1 protein-coding gene is annotated in these 258 nt (G+C 43.8%); it reads left to right on the top strand.

All coding sequences use genetic code 11. The annotated features are described in order from the left end of the window. Positions 1–258: D-alanyl-D-alanine carboxypeptidase (locus tag AAEZ00_RS21635; protein WP_351090024.1), on the top strand; the 258-nt coding region annotated here is incomplete at both ends.

Genomic DNA, 258 nt, shown 5'->3' with positions numbered 1-258 from the left:
GCAGAAACACCCGACCAAGTAGCACTCAGTCAGCCACAAACAATTCATAGTGATAGTACTAACCAGCAACCTGCAGCATTGTATCTTGATAATATGCTCCAGTTCCTAAAACCAACACATTCACAGCTCGGCATCACAGTGTGGAACATGACGACTCAACAAACAGTCTTTGAGTACAACAACCAATCGTTAATGCAACCTGCCAGCGTTCAAAAACTGTTAACCGCATTGGCTGCAACTAAACAACTCGGTAAAGAC

The organism is Shewanella sp. S1-49-MNA-CIBAN-0167 (assembly GCF_040310145.1).
GTDB classification, from domain to species: Bacteria; Pseudomonadota; Gammaproteobacteria; order Enterobacterales; family Shewanellaceae; genus Shewanella; species Shewanella psychromarinicola.
Note: the sequence above shows the minus strand (reverse complement) of the source record. Positions and strands in the feature narration are given on the sequence as shown.